The sequence below is a fragment of the Mesorhizobium sp. M1409 genome (assembly GCF_040317535.1).
Lineage (GTDB): Bacteria > Pseudomonadota > Alphaproteobacteria > Rhizobiales > Rhizobiaceae > Mesorhizobium.
The window spans coordinates 219,923-235,676 of record NZ_JAMYKV010000005.1; the positions used below are offsets into that span (position 1 = coordinate 219,923).

The window sequence follows — 15,754 nt, forward strand, 5'->3', positions numbered from 1 at the left end:
CGCCTGCAAAACGGCAGCGCCGATCATCAATCATTGCAACAGGACTTGAAGACATGAATACGACCGCCGCGAGCGAAAAGATCGGCTTTATCGGCCTTGGCCTTATGGGACACGGGATCGCCAAGAACATCGTCGACAAGGGCTACGCCCTGACCTTTCTTGGCCGCAAGAACCGCAAGCCGGCGGAAGACCTGCTCGGTCGAGGTGCGAAGGAAGCATCGACCCCGCGCGATGTGGCGGCGGCATCGACAATCGTCTTCATCTGCGTCACCGGCTCACGCGAGGTTGAAGCCATCATTCGCGGCCCCGGCGGCCTCAAGGAGGGTTTGAAGAAAGGCTCGGTCGTGATCGATTGCTCGACCTCCGATCCGGTCTCGACGGTGGCGCTGGCAGCGGAACTGAAGGCGCTCGGCATCGATTTTGTCGACGCGCCACTGAGCCGCACGCCGAAGGAAGCCTGGGAAGGCACGCTCGACGCCATGGTCGGCGCGCCGGACGCCCTCTTTGCCAGGGTGAAACCGGTGATCGAAACCTGGGCCGGCCGCATCGTCCATATTGGCGACACCGGCGACGGCCACCGCATGAAGCTGCTCAACAATTTCATCTCGCTCGGCTACGCCGCTATCTATTCCGAGGCATTGGCGCTTGCACAGAAGGTCGGCATCTCGCCGCCGCGCTTCGACAGCGTCATCCGCAACGGCCGCATGGATTGCGGCTTCTACCAGACCTTCATGCGCTGGACGCTGGAGGGCGACCGCGACGCCCACAAATTCTCGATCGCCAATGCCTTCAAGGACCTGACCTATCTGGAATCGATGGCGGGTGCGGCCGGCATCGCCAACCCGCTCGGCAACGCCACCAAGAACTCCTTCGCCGGCGCCCATGCCACCGGCCCGGCCGAGCAATTCGTGCCGATGCTGGCGACACATATCGGCAAGGTCAACGGCGTCGACCTGATGCCGACCAGGGACGGCAAGAAGCAGACGATCTGAGCCAGACGGAGGCGCCGATCACCGCCTTGACCGCCCGATCCCATCGTCGGTGTTTTCAAGCAGTTTGTGCACGGCACTGCGCGCGGCTACCGGACGCCGCAGGCGGATGTTCTTCTCGATCGCCTCATGCAGTTTCTGTGCCTGCCGCTGATCGCCGACCTGCTGCGTCGTGAACGCGAAGAGATGGTCGAGCGCCGACTCGATCAGAACGCCGAGCGGCACCAAAAGATCGTTGCCGGAGGCGCGCAGGATAGCGAGATGAAAGCGCGTGTCGGCGCGGATACGGTCCTGCAGGTTCAGGGCCTCGTTCATATCGCGGCAGGCCTGGCTGATCTCCTCCATCTGCTGGTCGCTGCGACGCAGGGCGGCAAAGGCCGACGCCTCGGGCTCGATGATGTGGCGGAACTCCTGTACGGTGCGCAGAAAAGCCTCGCGGTCAGGCGCGGTCGCGTACCAGGCCAGCACGTCGCGGTCGAGCAGGTTCCAGCGCTCCTTCGGCTCGACCCAGCTGCCGATCTTGGGGCGCGATGCCAACAGGCTTTTCGCCATCAGCATCTTGATGGCTTCGCGCACCGCCGAACGGCTGACGTTGAACATCTCGGCCCATTTGGCCTCATTGGGCAGGATAGTGCCGGGCGGATAGTCGCCGCGCACGATCCGCAAGCCAATCTCACCGGCCAGCGAGACATGCACGCTCGCTCCCGCGAAGTGCGCCGCACCAGTACGCATGACGGCCGGACGGCGGCTGGCTTGTGCCTTGGTCCGATCGGCTCGCTCTTTTGACTTCTCGTCCGGCATTCACGTTCCAATGCGTCGGCCGTCTGTCGTCCGGGCTGGCCCGAACCTGCACGGTGCGCCGATCTCGTTGCCGAAAAATCCAGACCATGGACGCGCCAAAGCCGGAGCCTGTCGCCCCGAGCATTGCGTCCCGTTCAGGAGTGACGGGACGCCCGTTGCCGGGCGTCCCGAAATCGACAACCTACTTTTGGATGCAGGTGTCGACAGTATCCTTGGTGCATTCGTCGAGGCCGGTGAACACCGGATCGGCGACGGGCTTGCCTTCGATGAGGTCGATCATCACCGACGGCGCCTTGTAGCCCATTTCGAACGGCCGCTGACCGACCAGCGCGGTCACGAGGCCGTCACGGGCGATCGCCACCTCGTCGCCGATCGTGTCGGCGGCACCGATGACGAAGTCGTTGCTGGCAATCCGGTCCTTGAGCGGTCCGAACAGATCGCGATAGGGCTGCGGCGCGCCGAACAGCGGCCAGCCGCCCATGATGCCGAAGGCGTCGAGCTTGGGGTTGGCGGCGAGGATGTCGGTCATCGCCTGTACGCCCTTGGCGCCGTCGTCATTGGTGAACACCGGGCAGCCTGCAACTTCGGTCCAGCCACCTTCACCGGCAAGTGCGGCGAGGCCGTCCTTGCCCGAAAGCGCATCACGCATGCCCTGGGCACGGCGCAGGATGTTGTCGGCGGCCGGGTTGCCTTCAATGGTACAGATCGTGCCGCCATTCGGCTTACCCTTCTTGATGTACTCGCCGATCTTCTTGCCCATCAGATAGTTGTCGGTGCCGAGATAGGTCTTGCGAAGCCCTGCATCTTCCTTGCTGAGGTCCGCATCGACGGTCATGATCGGGATCGTCGGATTGGCGGTCTTGATCGTCTGCGCGATCAGTGGCGCGTTGGACGGCGAAATCGCCATCGCCACCGTGTCGGCCTTGCTCAGCATGTCCTGGACGATCTGCGCCTCGCCGGCTTCATCGGAAGTCGACGCCGGACCGGTGTAGAAGCACTCATATTCCGAGCTGGCGTTTTCCTTGTTCCATTTCTCGCAGCCCTGGTGAATGGCTTCGAAGAACGGATTGTCGAGACCTTTCACGACAATGACAAGCTGTTTCTTGGCCAAAGCCGGCCCGGCGCCAAGCGCCATGGCGGCGACGGCGGCGAGCAAAAGTGTTTTCCTCATGTCAGTCCTCCCTTGGAAACAGACGGACACGGCGTGTCCGCCACACAGATCGACCGGATGCGTGATGACAGAGGGTCGTTGTGCGAGCGCTCATGTCATACGCCAGGCCGATAAGTATTTTCATTTCGGTCAGCCAGATCGAAAACTGACTGGCAACGACCGACAATTCTCTGATGATCCCGCGCGGCAGGCCGGCATGGGATCGGTATATTGATTTAGTCCTCCGATGCTCAGCTAATCTCGGCTCGCGGCCAACGTCAATGCCATTTGTCCTACAAAACTGATTTTTCGAAAGATTCAACTCCGTCCCGCAACAGCCCCCGGCCGCATTTCCCCGACTATTGGCAATTCTTATTCGTCTGACAATTGACGCCTGCGCGGGCATTCGCGTAGATGCAGGTCAGCGCTGTTTCCGGGAGGAGCTGGAAAAGCGTGGCGAAAGCTGCGCCCGGTCCACCGGAAAAGCAGGCAAGGCACGGGGAGGTAAAGGCTGGTGGCGGTTCTCGAACTCACCAACATCTCAAGGCATTTCGGCGCCATCCAGGCGGTCAACGACGTTTCGCTGTCGATCGAGCCCGGACAGGTGGTCGGCCTGATGGGCGACAACGGCGCCGGCAAGTCGACGCTGGTCAAGATGATCGCGGGCAATTTCCGCCCGAGCCATGGCACCATGCGAATGGACGGCAAGGAGTTGATCCTGCACAAGCCGGCGGAAGCCCGCCAGCACGGCATCGAGATCGTCCACCAGGATCTGGCGCTCTGCAACAATCTGACCGCGGCGGCGAATGTCTATCTCGGCCGCGAATTGCGCCGCGGCCTGGGGCCGCTCCGCATCCTCGATTATGCGACGATGTATAAACGCGCAGGCCGGCTCTTCGCCGAATTGAAGTCCGAGACCCGGCCGCGCGACCTCGTCAAGCAGATGTCGGGTGGCCAGCGCCAGGCAGTGGCGATTGCCCGCACCATGCTGTCCCAGGCCAAGATCGTGCTGATGGACGAACCGACGGCGGCGATCTCGGTGCGCCAGGTCGCCGAGGTGCTGAACCTGATCCGCCATTTGCGCGACCAAGGCATCGCCGTGGTGCTGATCAGTCACCGCATGCCCGATGTCTTCACCGTCGCCGACCGCGTCATCGTCATGCGGCGTGGCCGCAAGGTCGCCGACAAGACGATTGCGTCGAGTTCGCCCGAGGAAGTCACCGGGCTGATCACCGGCGCCATCGAACAGGTTTGATTTCAAGCGTTTTCACCATGACAGCAAATGAAGGTCGATGATGGCACTGACAATTGACCAGCCGATCGAGCACAAGCAGCAATCCTTGCTGGCAAGGTTGTTGGCCAGCCAGACTTTCTGGGTGGTGATCTCCGTCATCCTTGCGTGCGTGTTCCTATCGTTTGCCACGGACGCCTTCGCCACGTCGAAGAACCTCTACAACATCACCCGCAACATCACCTTCGTCGCAATCATCGCGCTAGGCATGACTTTCGTCATCATCACCGGCGGCATCGACCTCTCGGTCGGCTCGGTGCTGTGCCTGTCATCGATGGTGCTGGCCGTCACCATGCATGCCGGCTACTCGATCGAGGTCGGCATTCTGGCCTCTATCGCAACCGCGCTCGCCATCGGCGCCTTCAACGGCGTCCTGATCGCCTATCTTGGCTTTCCACCGTTCGTGGTAACGCTCGGTGTGCTGTCGATCGCCCGCAGCCTGGCGATGGTCGCCTCCAACAACACCGTCGTCTTCCAGTTCGGGCCGGACCACACCAAACTGCTGGCATTGGGGGGCGGCGCCTGGGTGTTCGGGATCGCCAATCCGGTTCTTTACATGATCCTTCTGGCGCTGATCACCGGTTTCATCCTGCGCTGGACCAAATTCGGCCGGCACATCTTCGCCATTGGCGGTAATGAGCATGCGGCGACGCTGACCGGCGTGCCGGTACGTCGGATCAAGGTTGCCGTCTACATGATCTCGGCTCTGTCGGCAGGCATTGCCGGCATCATCCAGACCGGCTGGCTGGGCGCCGTCACCACCAATCTCGGCACGGGTATGGAGTTGCAGGTGATCGCCGCCACCGTCATCGGCGGCGCCAATCTGGCTGGTGGCGTCGGCACCGCCTTCGGTGCCATCGTCGGCGCGGCCCTGATCGAAGTGATCCGCAACAGTCTTGGCCTGCTCGGTATCAATGCCTTCTGGCAAGGCGTGTTCATCGGCGGCGCCATATTGCTGGCGGTGCTGTTCGACCGCATCCGCAATTTCCGCCGCAGCGATTAAGCCGGGACAGTCTGTGACAAACTCCCTGTTCAGCCTCGATGGGCGGCTGGCGCTGATCACTGGCTCCGGCCAAGGCATAGGTTTCGCCTTGGCTCGGGGCCTGGCTGAACACGGGGCAAGCGTGGTGCTGAATGGCCGCGATGCCTCCAGGATCGACAGCGCCGTCGAAAAGCTGCGTGCTGGCGGCTTCAAGGCGCACGCCTCGATCTTCGATGTCACCGATTTTCAGGCAGTCAACACGGACATTGCCCGCATCGAGGCAGAGATCGGTGCCATCGATATCCTCGTCAACAACGCCGGCGTGCAATTCCGCGCCCCGCTCGAGGATTTTCCCGAGGAGCAATGGGAGCGGCTGTTCAAGACCAATGTGTCCGGCGCCTTCCATGCCGGCAAGGCGGTCGCCCGCCACATGATCCCACGCGGCAAAGGCAAGATCATCAATATCGGCTCCGTGCAGAGCGAACTGGCTCGGCCGAACATCGCGCCTTACACCGCAACCAAGGGCGCGATCCGCAACCTGACAAGGGGCATGTGCGCCGACTGGGCGAGATACGGCCTGCAGATCAATGCGATCGCGCCCGGCTATTTCCGCACCGAGATGAACCAGGCGCTGGTCGACAATCCGGAATTCTCCGCCTGGCTGGAAAAGCGCACACCGGCCGGGCGCTGGGGCAATGTCGACGAGCTGATCGGCGCCGCGGTGTTCCTCGCCTCCGACGCATCCTCCTTCGTCAACGGCCAAATGCTGTATGTCGACGGCGGCATGACGGCTTCGGTTTGAGGGCTGGCGTTCTTCCCCAAACCGCTATTCGTTCCGGTGCCTATCGCTCAGTCTGAAAATCCGCCCGCATCGGCTGTCCTCCACGCTCGTCACGGACTCCCGCCTTGACGCGGCCCCGAACTCAGCCGCAATATCCGCGTTGCAGGCGAAGGGAGGCCAGTCGCCTGCGGGAGGAATACCCATGACGGAAGCGATCAGGCTCTACTGGGGCCGGTTCGGACATGTTTCTGTCCTGAATGTCGCAAGCGACTTCGTCACCCATGCCCATGTCGAGGCCCATCTCATCATCTGGCTGGAAGGTACGGCCGGCGAGATGACCATCGGCCGCGAAACGGTACCGCTTGGACCTCGCATCGCCGCCGGCATCAACTCCTTCCAGCCGCACAGCCATATTCTGTCGCGAGACGGCACGCCGGGCCTGTTCCTCGCCTTCTACATCGATCCCGACTGGGCGCGGCGCCGCCGCGACCTGCCCCCGTCCGCGCCGCTGTTTTCACAAGCCGCGATCACGCTGGAGCCTTGGCTGCACCAGGCCGCCGCCAATCTGCTCGACCGTCTCAGCGACAATGAGAGCATCGACGATATCGCCAACTACGAGATCGAGCGTTTCATCGATTCGGTGCTCGACGCCGCCGACGCCTCGGCGCCGCAGGAGGCGCGCGTCCGCATCAGCACCATGCAGGACTTCCGTGTCCGCAAGGCGATCCAGCTGATGAAAGCCAATGTCTGCGAACGCATCTGCTTCGACGAAGTGGCGCGCAGCGTCGGCCTGTCGCGGCCGCATTTCTTCGCTTTGTTCAAGGAACAGACCAATCTGACGCCCAATGTCTACTGGAACACGCTGCGCATGGAGGAAGCGGTGCGGCAGCTGCAATGGTCGCAGGAGCCGCTGATCTCGGTCGCCTGCAATCTCGGCTTCACCACGCAGGGCAATTTCTCGCGCTTCTTCCGCGACCATGTCGGCGTGCCGCCGACGGTCTACCGCGAAGCCGCGCGGGCGATCGCCTGAACCAGCGGCCCGCCACCCTTTTTCAGACTCCTTGATAGGCATTCAAGACGCATTGATAAGCGCCCCTGGGATGACCGCCCTACCCTTGCACCGGATCGCTTTGCAAGGGAACATTTGAATGGCCAAAGTCACTATCTCCAGCGTCATCGACGCGCCGGTCGAAAAGGTCTGGGCGCGCATACGCGATTTCAACGGACTGCCAAGCTGGCACCCGCGCATGGTCGAAAGCCATATCGAGGACGGCAAGGACGCTTCGACGATAGGCTGCGTTCGCAATTTTCAGCTCGTCAGTGGCGCGCGCCTGCGTGAAAAGCTGCTCGACTTCTCCGACCGGGATTTCCTCGTCAGCTATTCGATCCTCGAGACGCCGCAGCCGCTCACCAATCACAAGGCGACGCTGCAATTGCGGCGCGTTACCGATGGCGACCGCACCTACGCCGAATGGACCGCAAGCTTCGACGCAGCGCCAGAAGAAGCCGACAAGCTTGCCGAGGGCATGGGCGCCAATGTTTTCCAGGGCGGCTTCAATGCCCTGAAGAGCCATTTCGCCGGCCAGAGCTGACAGGAGCCAAACCATGGCGCTAGCACTGCAGACCTTTGCAACGGTCAAGGACGCCAACGCCGCGCTGAAAGCCGCCGGCACGCGCTATCTCGGCGGCGGCACACTCGTGGTCCGTGCTGCCAATGAAGGCGATGTTTCGGTCTCCGGCCTCGTCAGGTCGACCGAGCCGTCTTTGTCCGCCATCGTCGTTGCCGGCGGCAAGGTCCGCATCGGCGGTTCGGTGACCATGGCGGCGATCGCCCGCCATCCGGACCTCGGCGCCCTTGCCAAGGCCGCCCGCGCCGTCGGCGGCCCGGCGGTCCGCAACATGGCGACAGTCGGCGGCAATCTGTTCGCGCCGGCTCCCTATGGCGATTTCGCTGTTGCCCTGCTGGCGCTCGACGCCATTGTCGGCACCGATGACGGCGAAACGCCGATCGAGATATTTCTGGCCAATCGGGAAGGCAGCCGCGCCATCGTCACGTCCGTGAGCTTCGCGCTTCCGAAGGCCGACAGTTTCCGCTTCCTGAAAGTGTCGCGGGTCAAGCCCAAGGGCGTCTCGGTGCTCAGCATCGCCAGCGTTCTCGCACTGGCGCCGGATGGCACCGTGTCTTTGGCGCGGATTGCACTGGGCTGCATGGCCGACCGGCCAATGCGTGCCAGCGCGGCGGAAAAAGCGCTGATCGGCAGGACGCTGACCGCTGACGGCATAGCGCCGGCTTTGGCCGCGGCCGGTGATGGCACCTCGCCGATCACCGATCCGATTGCCAGCGCCTGGTATCGCAACGAAGTGCTGCCGGTCCATCTCGGCCGGCTGCTGCTCGCATAATATTTCGTTCGGGGGCGCGCGTCTGTCCGATGGTTCGGGCAGGCGCGCTGGGAGGGAAAACATGGCAAAGGTTCCGGTTCAGTTCACGCTCAACGGTTCGGAAACGGCCGAATTCGTCGACAGCGGCACGACGCTGCTGCACGCCTTGCGCGACAAGATCGGCGACACCTCCCCGAAAGGCGGTTGCCATCAAGGCACGTGCGGCGCCTGCTCGGTCATCATCGACGGCGAGCTCAGGCTCTCCTGCCTGACGCTGGCCGAGACATGCAGCGGAGCCGCCATCACAACGACGGCGGGACTTTCGGAAGCTGGCGTGCTGCACCCGCTGCAGCGCGCCTTTCTCGACGCCTTCGCCACGCAATGCGGCTTCTGCACGCCGGGCATGATCATGGCCGCCAAGGTGCTGCTCGACCACACGCCCAACCCCAGCCGCGACGAGGTGGTCGATGCGCTGTCGGGCAACATCTGCCGCTGCACCGGCTACGAGCCGATCATCCAGGCGGTGCTGGCCGCCGCGCGGTCCAACTCTCGGAACGCGGCCTAGAGCCGGATGATTTCAGGTCGATTCGACCTGAAATCTGAATCCGCCTCTAAATCAAAGAGATAGAGCATGATGTCGTCCGAAAACCGCTTCACACTTTTCGGCATCATGCTCTGAGGGAACAAAAGAATGGAACTGCGCAAGAACTACTTCGCCGATGTCCGCAAGGACGATCTGCATGAGATCGGCCAGCCAAGGCCGCGCTCGGATTCGCCCGGCCATGTCACCGGCAAGACCGCCTTTTTCGCCGACCGCAATTTCCCCGGCATGCTGCACCTGAAAATGGTGCGCAGCCCCCATCACCATGCCCGCATCCGCTCTATCGACACGTCGGAAGCCGAGAAGCATCCGGGCGTCGTCAAAGTGCTGACCGCCAAGGATGTGCCGCACAATGTCTACACCATCCTCATCCTGATCCAGATCGGGCCGGAGGACGAAACCGTGCTGGCCGATGGCAAGGTGCGCTGGAAGGGCGAGGCCGTGGTGGCGGTGCTGGCCGAGACCGAGCGCGCGGCGCAAGAGGCCGCCGCCAAGGTCAAGGTCGACTATGAGGTGCTGCCGGCTGTCTTCGACATGGAGGAAGCGCTGAAGCCCGGCGCGCCGCTGGTCAACGAATATCACGGCCAGAACTACTACCTCTATGACAGCGGCGAGTGCCGCAAGGTGCGCTTCGGCGACGTCGAGACGGGCTTCGCCGGTGCCGATCACGTGCTGGAGCAGAGCTACCAGTCCTCGCCGATCGAGCACGCGCCGACCGAGACCACCGGCTGCGTGGTGGCGCCCGAGGGCAATGACCGCTTCACCTGCTACACCGACACGCAAGCGATGTTCTTCACGCTCGACAACACCTCGATCATCCTGCAGATGCCGGGCAGCAAGCTGCATTTCGTCGGCGGCACCGTCGGCGGCGGCTTTGGCGGCAAGGTCGACGTCATCGTCGAGCCGATCGCCATCCTCGGCGCCAAGCTAACAGGACGACCAGTCTGTTTTATCTACAGCCGCGAAGAGGAGATGCAGATATCGTCACCTCGCGCCGCCGAAAAAATCGTCATCAAGGACGGCGTCATGAAGGACGGCCGCATCGTGGCGCGCAAGGTCACCGGCTATACCGACGCCGGCGCCTATTCGCGCCACTCGCCCTATGGCGCGCAGAAGGGCGCGGGGCACTATCCCGGTCCCTACACCATCCCTAATGTCTGGATCGACACCTACTGCGTCTACACCAACCGCACGCCGTCCTCCGCCATGCGCGGCTTCGGCGTCACCATCGGCGACTTCGCGCTGGAGGTGCAGATGGATAAGCTGGCGCGACTGATCGGCATGGACCCGCTCGAATTCCGCTTCATCAACGCCTATCGCGACGGCGACATGAAGGCGCACCGCCAGCCGACCGAAGGGGCAGCCCTGATCGAGTGCATGCAGGAAGCCTCGCGCGCCGCCAACTGGCCGGTGGCGGAAAAATTCATGGCGATGTCCTCCTATGTGAAGGGAGCTTGAGATGGCGATCAGGCGTGGACGCGGCGTCGCCGCCATCAACTATCCGACGGGCATGAACCTCGGCGGCGACCCCACGCAGGCGCTGGTGCATTCGACACCGACCGGCAATTTCATGGTGACGCTGTCCTCGGTCGATCTCGGCCAGGGCATGAAGCAGATCATGGCGCAGATCTGCGCCGAGACGATCGGCGTGCCGACCGACCGTGTCGTCGTCGACACCGCCGACACCGACACCGGCCCGCACTGCATGGGCACCTTCGCCTCACGCGGCACGCATCGCGCCGGCAACGCCGTGATCCAGGCAGCGAAAGAAGCCCGCCAGGTGATGCTGGAAGTGGCGGCGGAAGAGCTGGAGGTGAATGCCTCCGACCTCGAGACCGACGGCCAGGGCAACATCCTGGTCAAAGGCGCGCCGCAAAAGTCGATCTCGATCTTCGATGTCGCGCTGTCGGCGCATTTCAAGCGCGGCCGCTCGATCTCGGGTCGCGGCATGTTCCTCATTCCGCGCTCCTATCCGGAGAAAGAGACCGGCGCGATGAAACCATCGACTTGCTACGCGCATGCCTGCACCGTGGCCGAGGTCGAGGTCGACGACGAGACGGGCGAGGTGACGGTGCTGACGGTCAAGAACGTCTTCGAGATCGGCCGCGCGCTGAACCCGAAAATGGTCGAGCAGCAATTGGTCGGCGGCTCCTGGATGGGCATCAGCCACGCGCTGTACGAGACCACCGAGCCCTACTATCCCAACCGCGACCATGGCGGCACCGACTTCAACCAGTATCTGATGCCCGGCCCCGGCGACCTTGCCGAGACCGAGATCATCGTGCTGGAGCGACCCTCGGCCGACGGGCCATACGGTGCCAAGGGACCGGGCGAAATGTGCGCCAATCCGCAAATCCCGGCGGTCGCCAATGCCGTCTTCGATGCCGTCGGTGTGCGCATCGACACGTTGCCGATCACGCCGGAGCGGATCTTGCGCGCGCTGAAGGCGCAAGCGGCGAACTGAGGGGCGAAATGACTGGGACAAGCGCCGAGACTGTCGCGACCTCGCCGGAGGCGGTGGCGCGGCATCTGGCCGCCTCGCGCTATCTGGCCGATGACAGTCTGGCCACCGCCATCTTCCTGGCGATCCGGCTGGGCAAGCCGCTGCTGCTCGAAGGCGCGCCGGGTGTCGGCAAGACGGAAGCGGCGAAAGCGATCGCCGCGCTGCTCGGCCGCGATCTGGTGCGGCTGCAATGCTATGAAGGCATCGACGCCGCGCACGCGCTCTACGAATGGAATTATCAGCGCCAGCTGCTCGCCATCCGCCATGCCGGCGAGCACGAGATCGATATCTATGACGACCGCTTCCTGATCGCGCGGCCGCTGCTGCAGGTGCTGAAGGCGCCCGAGCAGCGCGTGCTGCTGGTCGACGAGATCGACCGCTCGGACCATGAATTCGAGGCGCTGCTGCTGGAATTCCTGTCCGATTTCCAGATCAGCATTCCCGAGCGTGGCACCATCCGCGCCACGGCACAGCCGATCGTCATCCTGACCTCGAACCGCACCCGCGAACTCGCCGAAGCGCTGCGCCGGCGCTGCGTCTATCACTGGATCGGCTATCCCGACGCCGAGCGCGAGGCCGCCATCATCATGCTGCGCGCCGGCAATGTAGCTGAGGCAACGGCGCGCGCGGTGGCGGCGGCGGTACAGACCATCCGCACCCGCCCGCTCGCCAAGCCACCGGGCATTGCCGAGGCGGTCGAATGGGCTAATGCCGCCACCATCCTGGAAAAAGGCGGCAGCCCTTGGCCGGAAGCCTTCCGCCGCGCCATCGGCGTGCTGATCAAGGACGAAGAGGACCTCTCCTACATCGCGCCGGAGCTTGGCCGCATCGTCGAGGAGGCGCTGGCGTGAGCCGAGACGTCAACAATCCCTTCTCCCCGTTCACGGGGAGAAGGTGCCCCGAAGGGGCGGATGAGGGGCGGCGCGACGCTCGGATGTCAGCGCTGCCCCTCACCTGCCTGCCGGCATCCTCTCCCCGTGAACGGGGAGAGGAGAGCTTACCCCGCGCGGCCGCACCCTTGCTTGGCTTCGGCCGGTTGCTGCGCCGCTACGGCTTTGCCATAGCACCCGAGCAGGTCTCCGGCTTCATGCAGGCGGTGACGCTGCTCGGGCCGCGCTCCATGGCGGACATCCGCGAGGCGGCGCTCGCCACGCTGGCGCCACCGCCCGACCGTCGCGACGAATTCGAGGCGCATTTCCAAAGCCATTTCTATGGCAACACATCCGCCGTGGTCGAAGGCGACGCAGACAAGGAAACCCGCATCAAGGATGATGGCGGGGCAAGCCAGGAAGAGATCGAGGCGATCAGTCATCAGGAAGGCGGCGAGCTATCCTCAGCCCTGGAGCAATTGAGCCGCCGCGACTTCCAGCGCGACGATGACGACCTTGCCGCTTTCCGCCGCAAGCTCGCTTCCGCCCTGCCCGCCCGCCGCTCCTTCCGCACCGTGCGCACCCACTCGCGCGGCAAGCTCGACCTGCGCCGGTCGCTGCGGGAGATCGTCAGCGCCGATGGCGATGTCCCCTCACCATTGCTGCGACGCCGCCAGACCGTGCCGCGCAAGCTGCTGATCCTCATCGATGTGTCCGGCTCGATGAAGCTGCACACAGCGGATTATCTCAAGCTGGCGCATACCGCCGTGCAAGGCGCGGACCGCGCCGAGATCTTTACCTTCGGCACGCGGCTGACCCGCATCACCGGGGCGTTGCGCATTCGCGACCGCGACCAGGCGTTGGCCCGCGCGGCCACGCAGGTCGACGACTGGGACGGCGGCACCCGCATGGGACCGACGCTGCTCGCTTTCCTGTCAGTGCCGCGCTTCTCCGCCTTCGCGCGCGGTGCCGCGGTCGTCATCCTGTCCGACGCGCTGGAACGCGGCGACCATGCCGAGTTGGAAATGGCAATGCGCCGGCTGAGCGCCCGCGCGTTCCGACTGTCGCTGGCAACGCCGTTGGCCGGCGACCCGCGCTTCCGGCCGGCAACGGCAGCACTTCGCGCCATCCTGCCGGTGATCGACGATCTCGTCGACGGCTCGTCGCTCAAGGGTCTAACCGATTTCATCCTGTCGCTCGCCCGCCCTGCCCCGGCGGCGACGACAATCTGGAAGAGGGTTTCATGATGCAGAAGGCAATCGACGCGCATTTCCACATCTGGCGCCAAAAGGATCAGCCCTGGCTGGTCGGCCCGATGGTGCCGCGCATCTTCGGCCCCTACGGGCCGATCCGCCGCGACTATCCGATCGAGGAGTTTCTGGCCGATCAGAAGGGATCCGGCGTCGAAAAGGCCGTCTATGTCCAGACCAACTGGGCCAAGGAGGATTTCGAGAAGGAAGTCGCCTTCCTGCAGAAGACCGCTGACGAAACCGGCTGGCCGCATGCCATCGTTGGCTACGCCGACATGACCGCCGACGACATCAGGCCCCAGATCGATCGCTTGAAAAAGTATCCGCTGCTGCGCGGCGTGCGCATGCAATTGCACTGGCACGAAACGCCGGCCTTCCGCTTTGCAGCTTCGGCGGACCAGGTCATCGACCGCAAGGTGCGGGCGAATGTCGCCCGGCTGAAGGATTATGGCTTGTCCTTCGACCTGCAGCTCTTCCCCGCCCAGATGAAGGACGGCCTGACCCTGGTCGGCGAAAACCCCGAAACGAATTTCATCCTCACCCATGCCGGCATGCTGACCGGCATGGAGCCGGAAACCACCGAAGCCTGGAAGACCGGCCTGCGCACGCTGTCGGCAGCGCCCAATCTCTACGCCAAGCTCTCCGGCCTCGGCACCTTCGTCCATCGCAACGACCCGGCGCTGATCGCCTACATCGTCGACAATACGATCGACATCCTGGGATCAGACCATCTGATGTTCGGTTCGAATTTCCCGATTGAGAAGCTATGGACCAGCCACGCCGAACTGATCAAGGCGCACCGCAATGCGATCGCCAATCATGGCGCGGCTGCGGCGGCTGATATTTTCTGGAACACGGCGGAGAAGGTTTACCGGCCGGTGTAGCTGCTCACAACCGCCGGCCCAAAACCTGGACCATATGCCGTTTGGCACCGAGCCTGACCGGTCCTGCTGTCCGCATCAACTCGAAATCTTGCGCTTGCCAGAACCGAAGCCCTTGCTCATTTTCCATAAACACGCCGAGTTCCACGCGTTCGGCCCGTTGCGATTTCAGCCACGCAAAAAAGTCATCGCAAAGAGCTCGCCCCACTCCTTTTCCGCGAAGTGCTTTGTCGATCATGAGCAATGCGATCCACCAGCATCCCGCTTGCGGATAATCGCGATCGCAGGCCAGCAAGCCGACAAATTCGCCATCGACTGCCTTCAACCCGAACACGTACTTGTCGGCCTGCGTCTGTTCGGCGGAAAGTTTTCAAATTCCTCTTTTGCGCTGGCGGCGTTGGGCGGTTCGCCTCGTTCGACCACGACATAGTCCGAGCAAGCCTGATACAGCGGCACCAGTCGCGGGGCATCAATTCCAATCAGCCCTTCGATCTCATACCCGGAGAGCGAAGTTGGAAATCTGGTGGTTTTGTCCATGAAAATCCTGGCTCTGGAAAGCCTCGCCGCCTCACTTCACCTCGAACTGCGGATCGACCGGGATCTGCATCGCGGTCACCAGATGGTTGGTCTGGCCGGCGAGCCCGATGATCGACACCAGTTCGCCATGCTGCGCGTCGGTCATGCCCTTGGCCCGGGCTGCCGCCGTATGCGAATGAACGCAGTAGGAGCAGCCATTGGCGGTCGACACGGCGATGTAGATCATCTCCTTGGTCAGCGGATCGATGGCGCTGTCTGCGACCATCACCGCCTTCAGCTGTTCCCAGATCCGCTTCAGCGCCGCCGGATCGTTGGCCAGCCCACGCCAGAAATTGTTGACGAAATCGGATTTGCGCGTCGCGCGGATGTCGTCGAAGACGGCCTTCACGGCCGGGATTTTTTCGACCTCGGCGTCGCTGAGGAGTCTTGTGGTGGCCATGGCGTGATCCTTTCGTTTCGATCGATGAACGTTAAATCAAGTTTCGAGCAAAGGCGGCTAACCAGCTTGAAGATTAGCCGAGGCACCTAAACTTCGTCATCCACGGGCGAAGCAGGCGCGAAGCGCCGTCGCGGAGACCCGAGGATCCATTCCGTGAACGTCAGCCGTGGAGTGCAGCGGCGAAGAATCCCGCACCGCTGCAACGCTCAGGAGTCCCGGCATGGCAACTGTGTTCATGCGAAAGCTTTTTTGTCTCGAATGATGGCGTTTAGGACGACGAGAAGCTTCCTTGCGACGGCGA

General features: G+C 63.2%; 18 protein-coding genes. 13 read left to right on the forward strand and 5 right to left on the reverse strand.

What is annotated here, in order from left to right:
• Nucleotides 1-53 precede the first annotated feature (53 nt).
• Nucleotides 54-992: an NAD(P)-dependent oxidoreductase gene (locus NKG99_RS06825; protein ID WP_352865572.1), complete on the forward strand. Its 939-nt coding sequence runs from the start codon at nucleotides 54-56 to the stop codon at nucleotides 990-992.
• A gap of 18 nt (nucleotides 993-1,010) precedes the next feature.
• Here the strand turns inward: NKG99_RS06825 and NKG99_RS06830 are convergent, their stop codons facing one another.
• Both NKG99_RS06830 and NKG99_RS06835 read right to left on the reverse strand, forming a co-directional pair.
• The gene (locus NKG99_RS06830) at nucleotides 1,011-1,790 is read right to left on the reverse strand and encodes a FadR/GntR family transcriptional regulator (protein ID WP_352865575.1); all 780 of its coding nucleotides are present in this window, start codon (nucleotides 1,788-1,790) and stop codon (nucleotides 1,011-1,013) included.
• A 181-nt stretch (nucleotides 1,791-1,971) separates the two neighbouring features.
• Nucleotides 1,972-2,961 carry a sugar-binding protein gene (locus NKG99_RS06835; protein ID WP_352865576.1) on the reverse strand — a complete coding sequence of 330 codons (990 nt, stop codon included), beginning with the start codon at nucleotides 2,959-2,961 and terminating at the stop codon, nucleotides 1,972-1,974.
• A 493-nt stretch (nucleotides 2,962-3,454) separates the two neighbouring features.
• Between NKG99_RS06835 and NKG99_RS06840 the strand changes: the two genes are divergently transcribed.
• From NKG99_RS06840 to NKG99_RS06895, 12 genes are all read left to right on the forward strand, one after another.
• Nucleotides 3,455-4,195 carry an ATP-binding cassette domain-containing protein gene (locus tag NKG99_RS06840; RefSeq protein WP_352865579.1) on the forward strand — a complete coding sequence of 247 codons (741 nt, stop codon included), beginning with the start codon at nucleotides 3,455-3,457 and terminating at the stop codon, nucleotides 4,193-4,195.
• A gap of 40 nt (nucleotides 4,196-4,235) precedes the next feature.
• Entirely contained in the window at nucleotides 4,236-5,234 is a 999-nt protein-coding gene (locus NKG99_RS06845; RefSeq protein ID WP_352865604.1) for an ABC transporter permease, read from the forward strand.
• Nucleotides 5,235-5,247: 13 nt separating this feature from the next.
• Entirely contained in the window at nucleotides 5,248-6,015 is a 768-nt protein-coding gene (locus NKG99_RS06850; protein WP_352865581.1) for an SDR family oxidoreductase, read from the forward strand.
• Nucleotides 6,016-6,196: 181 nt separating this feature from the next.
• Nucleotides 6,197-7,024: an AraC family transcriptional regulator gene (locus NKG99_RS06855; RefSeq protein ID WP_352865582.1), complete on the forward strand. Its 828-nt coding sequence runs from the start codon at nucleotides 6,197-6,199 to the stop codon at nucleotides 7,022-7,024.
• A gap of 118 nt (nucleotides 7,025-7,142) precedes the next feature.
• Nucleotides 7,143-7,586, forward strand: coding sequence for an SRPBCC family protein (locus NKG99_RS06860; RefSeq protein ID WP_352865585.1), 444 nt, complete (start codon nucleotides 7,143-7,145; stop codon nucleotides 7,584-7,586).
• 13 nt (nucleotides 7,587-7,599) lie between these two features.
• The gene (locus NKG99_RS06865; protein WP_352865586.1) at nucleotides 7,600-8,394 is read left to right on the forward strand and encodes an FAD binding domain-containing protein; all 795 of its coding nucleotides are present in this window, start codon (nucleotides 7,600-7,602) and stop codon (nucleotides 8,392-8,394) included.
• A 61-nt stretch (nucleotides 8,395-8,455) separates the two neighbouring features.
• Entirely contained in the window at nucleotides 8,456-8,938 is a 483-nt protein-coding gene (locus NKG99_RS06870; RefSeq protein ID WP_352865588.1) for a (2Fe-2S)-binding protein, read from the forward strand.
• Nucleotides 8,939-9,064: 126 nt separating this feature from the next.
• Complete coding sequence (locus NKG99_RS06875; protein ID WP_352865589.1) at nucleotides 9,065-10,432, forward strand: xanthine dehydrogenase family protein molybdopterin-binding subunit; 1,368 nt, start codon at nucleotides 9,065-9,067, stop codon at nucleotides 10,430-10,432.
• Nucleotide 10,433: 1 nt separating this feature from the next.
• A complete protein-coding gene (locus tag NKG99_RS06880) occupies nucleotides 10,434-11,438 on the forward strand; it encodes a xanthine dehydrogenase family protein molybdopterin-binding subunit (protein WP_023779827.1) in 1,005 nt (334 codons plus the stop codon).
• 8 nt (nucleotides 11,439-11,446) lie between these two features.
• Entirely contained in the window at nucleotides 11,447-12,328 is an 882-nt protein-coding gene (locus NKG99_RS06885; protein ID WP_352865591.1) for an AAA family ATPase, read from the forward strand.
• Nucleotides 12,329-12,411: 83 nt separating this feature from the next.
• A complete protein-coding gene (locus tag NKG99_RS06890) occupies nucleotides 12,412-13,593 on the forward strand; it encodes a vWA domain-containing protein (RefSeq protein WP_352865593.1) in 1,182 nt (393 codons plus the stop codon).
• Nucleotides 13,593-14,480: an amidohydrolase family protein gene (locus NKG99_RS06895; protein WP_352865605.1), complete on the forward strand. Its 888-nt coding sequence runs from the start codon at nucleotides 13,593-13,595 to the stop codon at nucleotides 14,478-14,480. The genes NKG99_RS06890 and NKG99_RS06895 overlap by 1 nt, the downstream gene beginning before the upstream one ends.
• 4 nt (nucleotides 14,481-14,484) lie before the next feature.
• Here the strand turns inward: NKG99_RS06895 and NKG99_RS06900 are convergent, their stop codons facing one another.
• The 3 genes from NKG99_RS06900 to NKG99_RS06910 are packed head-to-tail and all read right to left on the reverse strand — an operon-like array spanning nucleotide 14,485 to nucleotide 15,453.
• Nucleotides 14,485-14,802 (reverse strand): GNAT family N-acetyltransferase, encoded by a 318-nt coding sequence (locus NKG99_RS06900; protein ID WP_352865595.1) that lies wholly within the window; start codon nucleotides 14,800-14,802, stop codon nucleotides 14,485-14,487.
• Nucleotides 14,799-15,014, reverse strand: coding sequence for a hypothetical protein (locus NKG99_RS06905; RefSeq protein ID WP_352865597.1), 216 nt, complete (start codon nucleotides 15,012-15,014; stop codon nucleotides 14,799-14,801). The genes NKG99_RS06900 and NKG99_RS06905 overlap by 4 nt, the downstream gene beginning before the upstream one ends.
• Nucleotides 15,015-15,045: 31 nt before the next feature.
• Nucleotides 15,046-15,453: a carboxymuconolactone decarboxylase family protein gene (locus NKG99_RS06910; protein ID WP_352865599.1), complete on the reverse strand. Its 408-nt coding sequence runs from the start codon at nucleotides 15,451-15,453 to the stop codon at nucleotides 15,046-15,048.
• Nucleotides 15,454-15,754 lie beyond the last annotated feature (301 nt).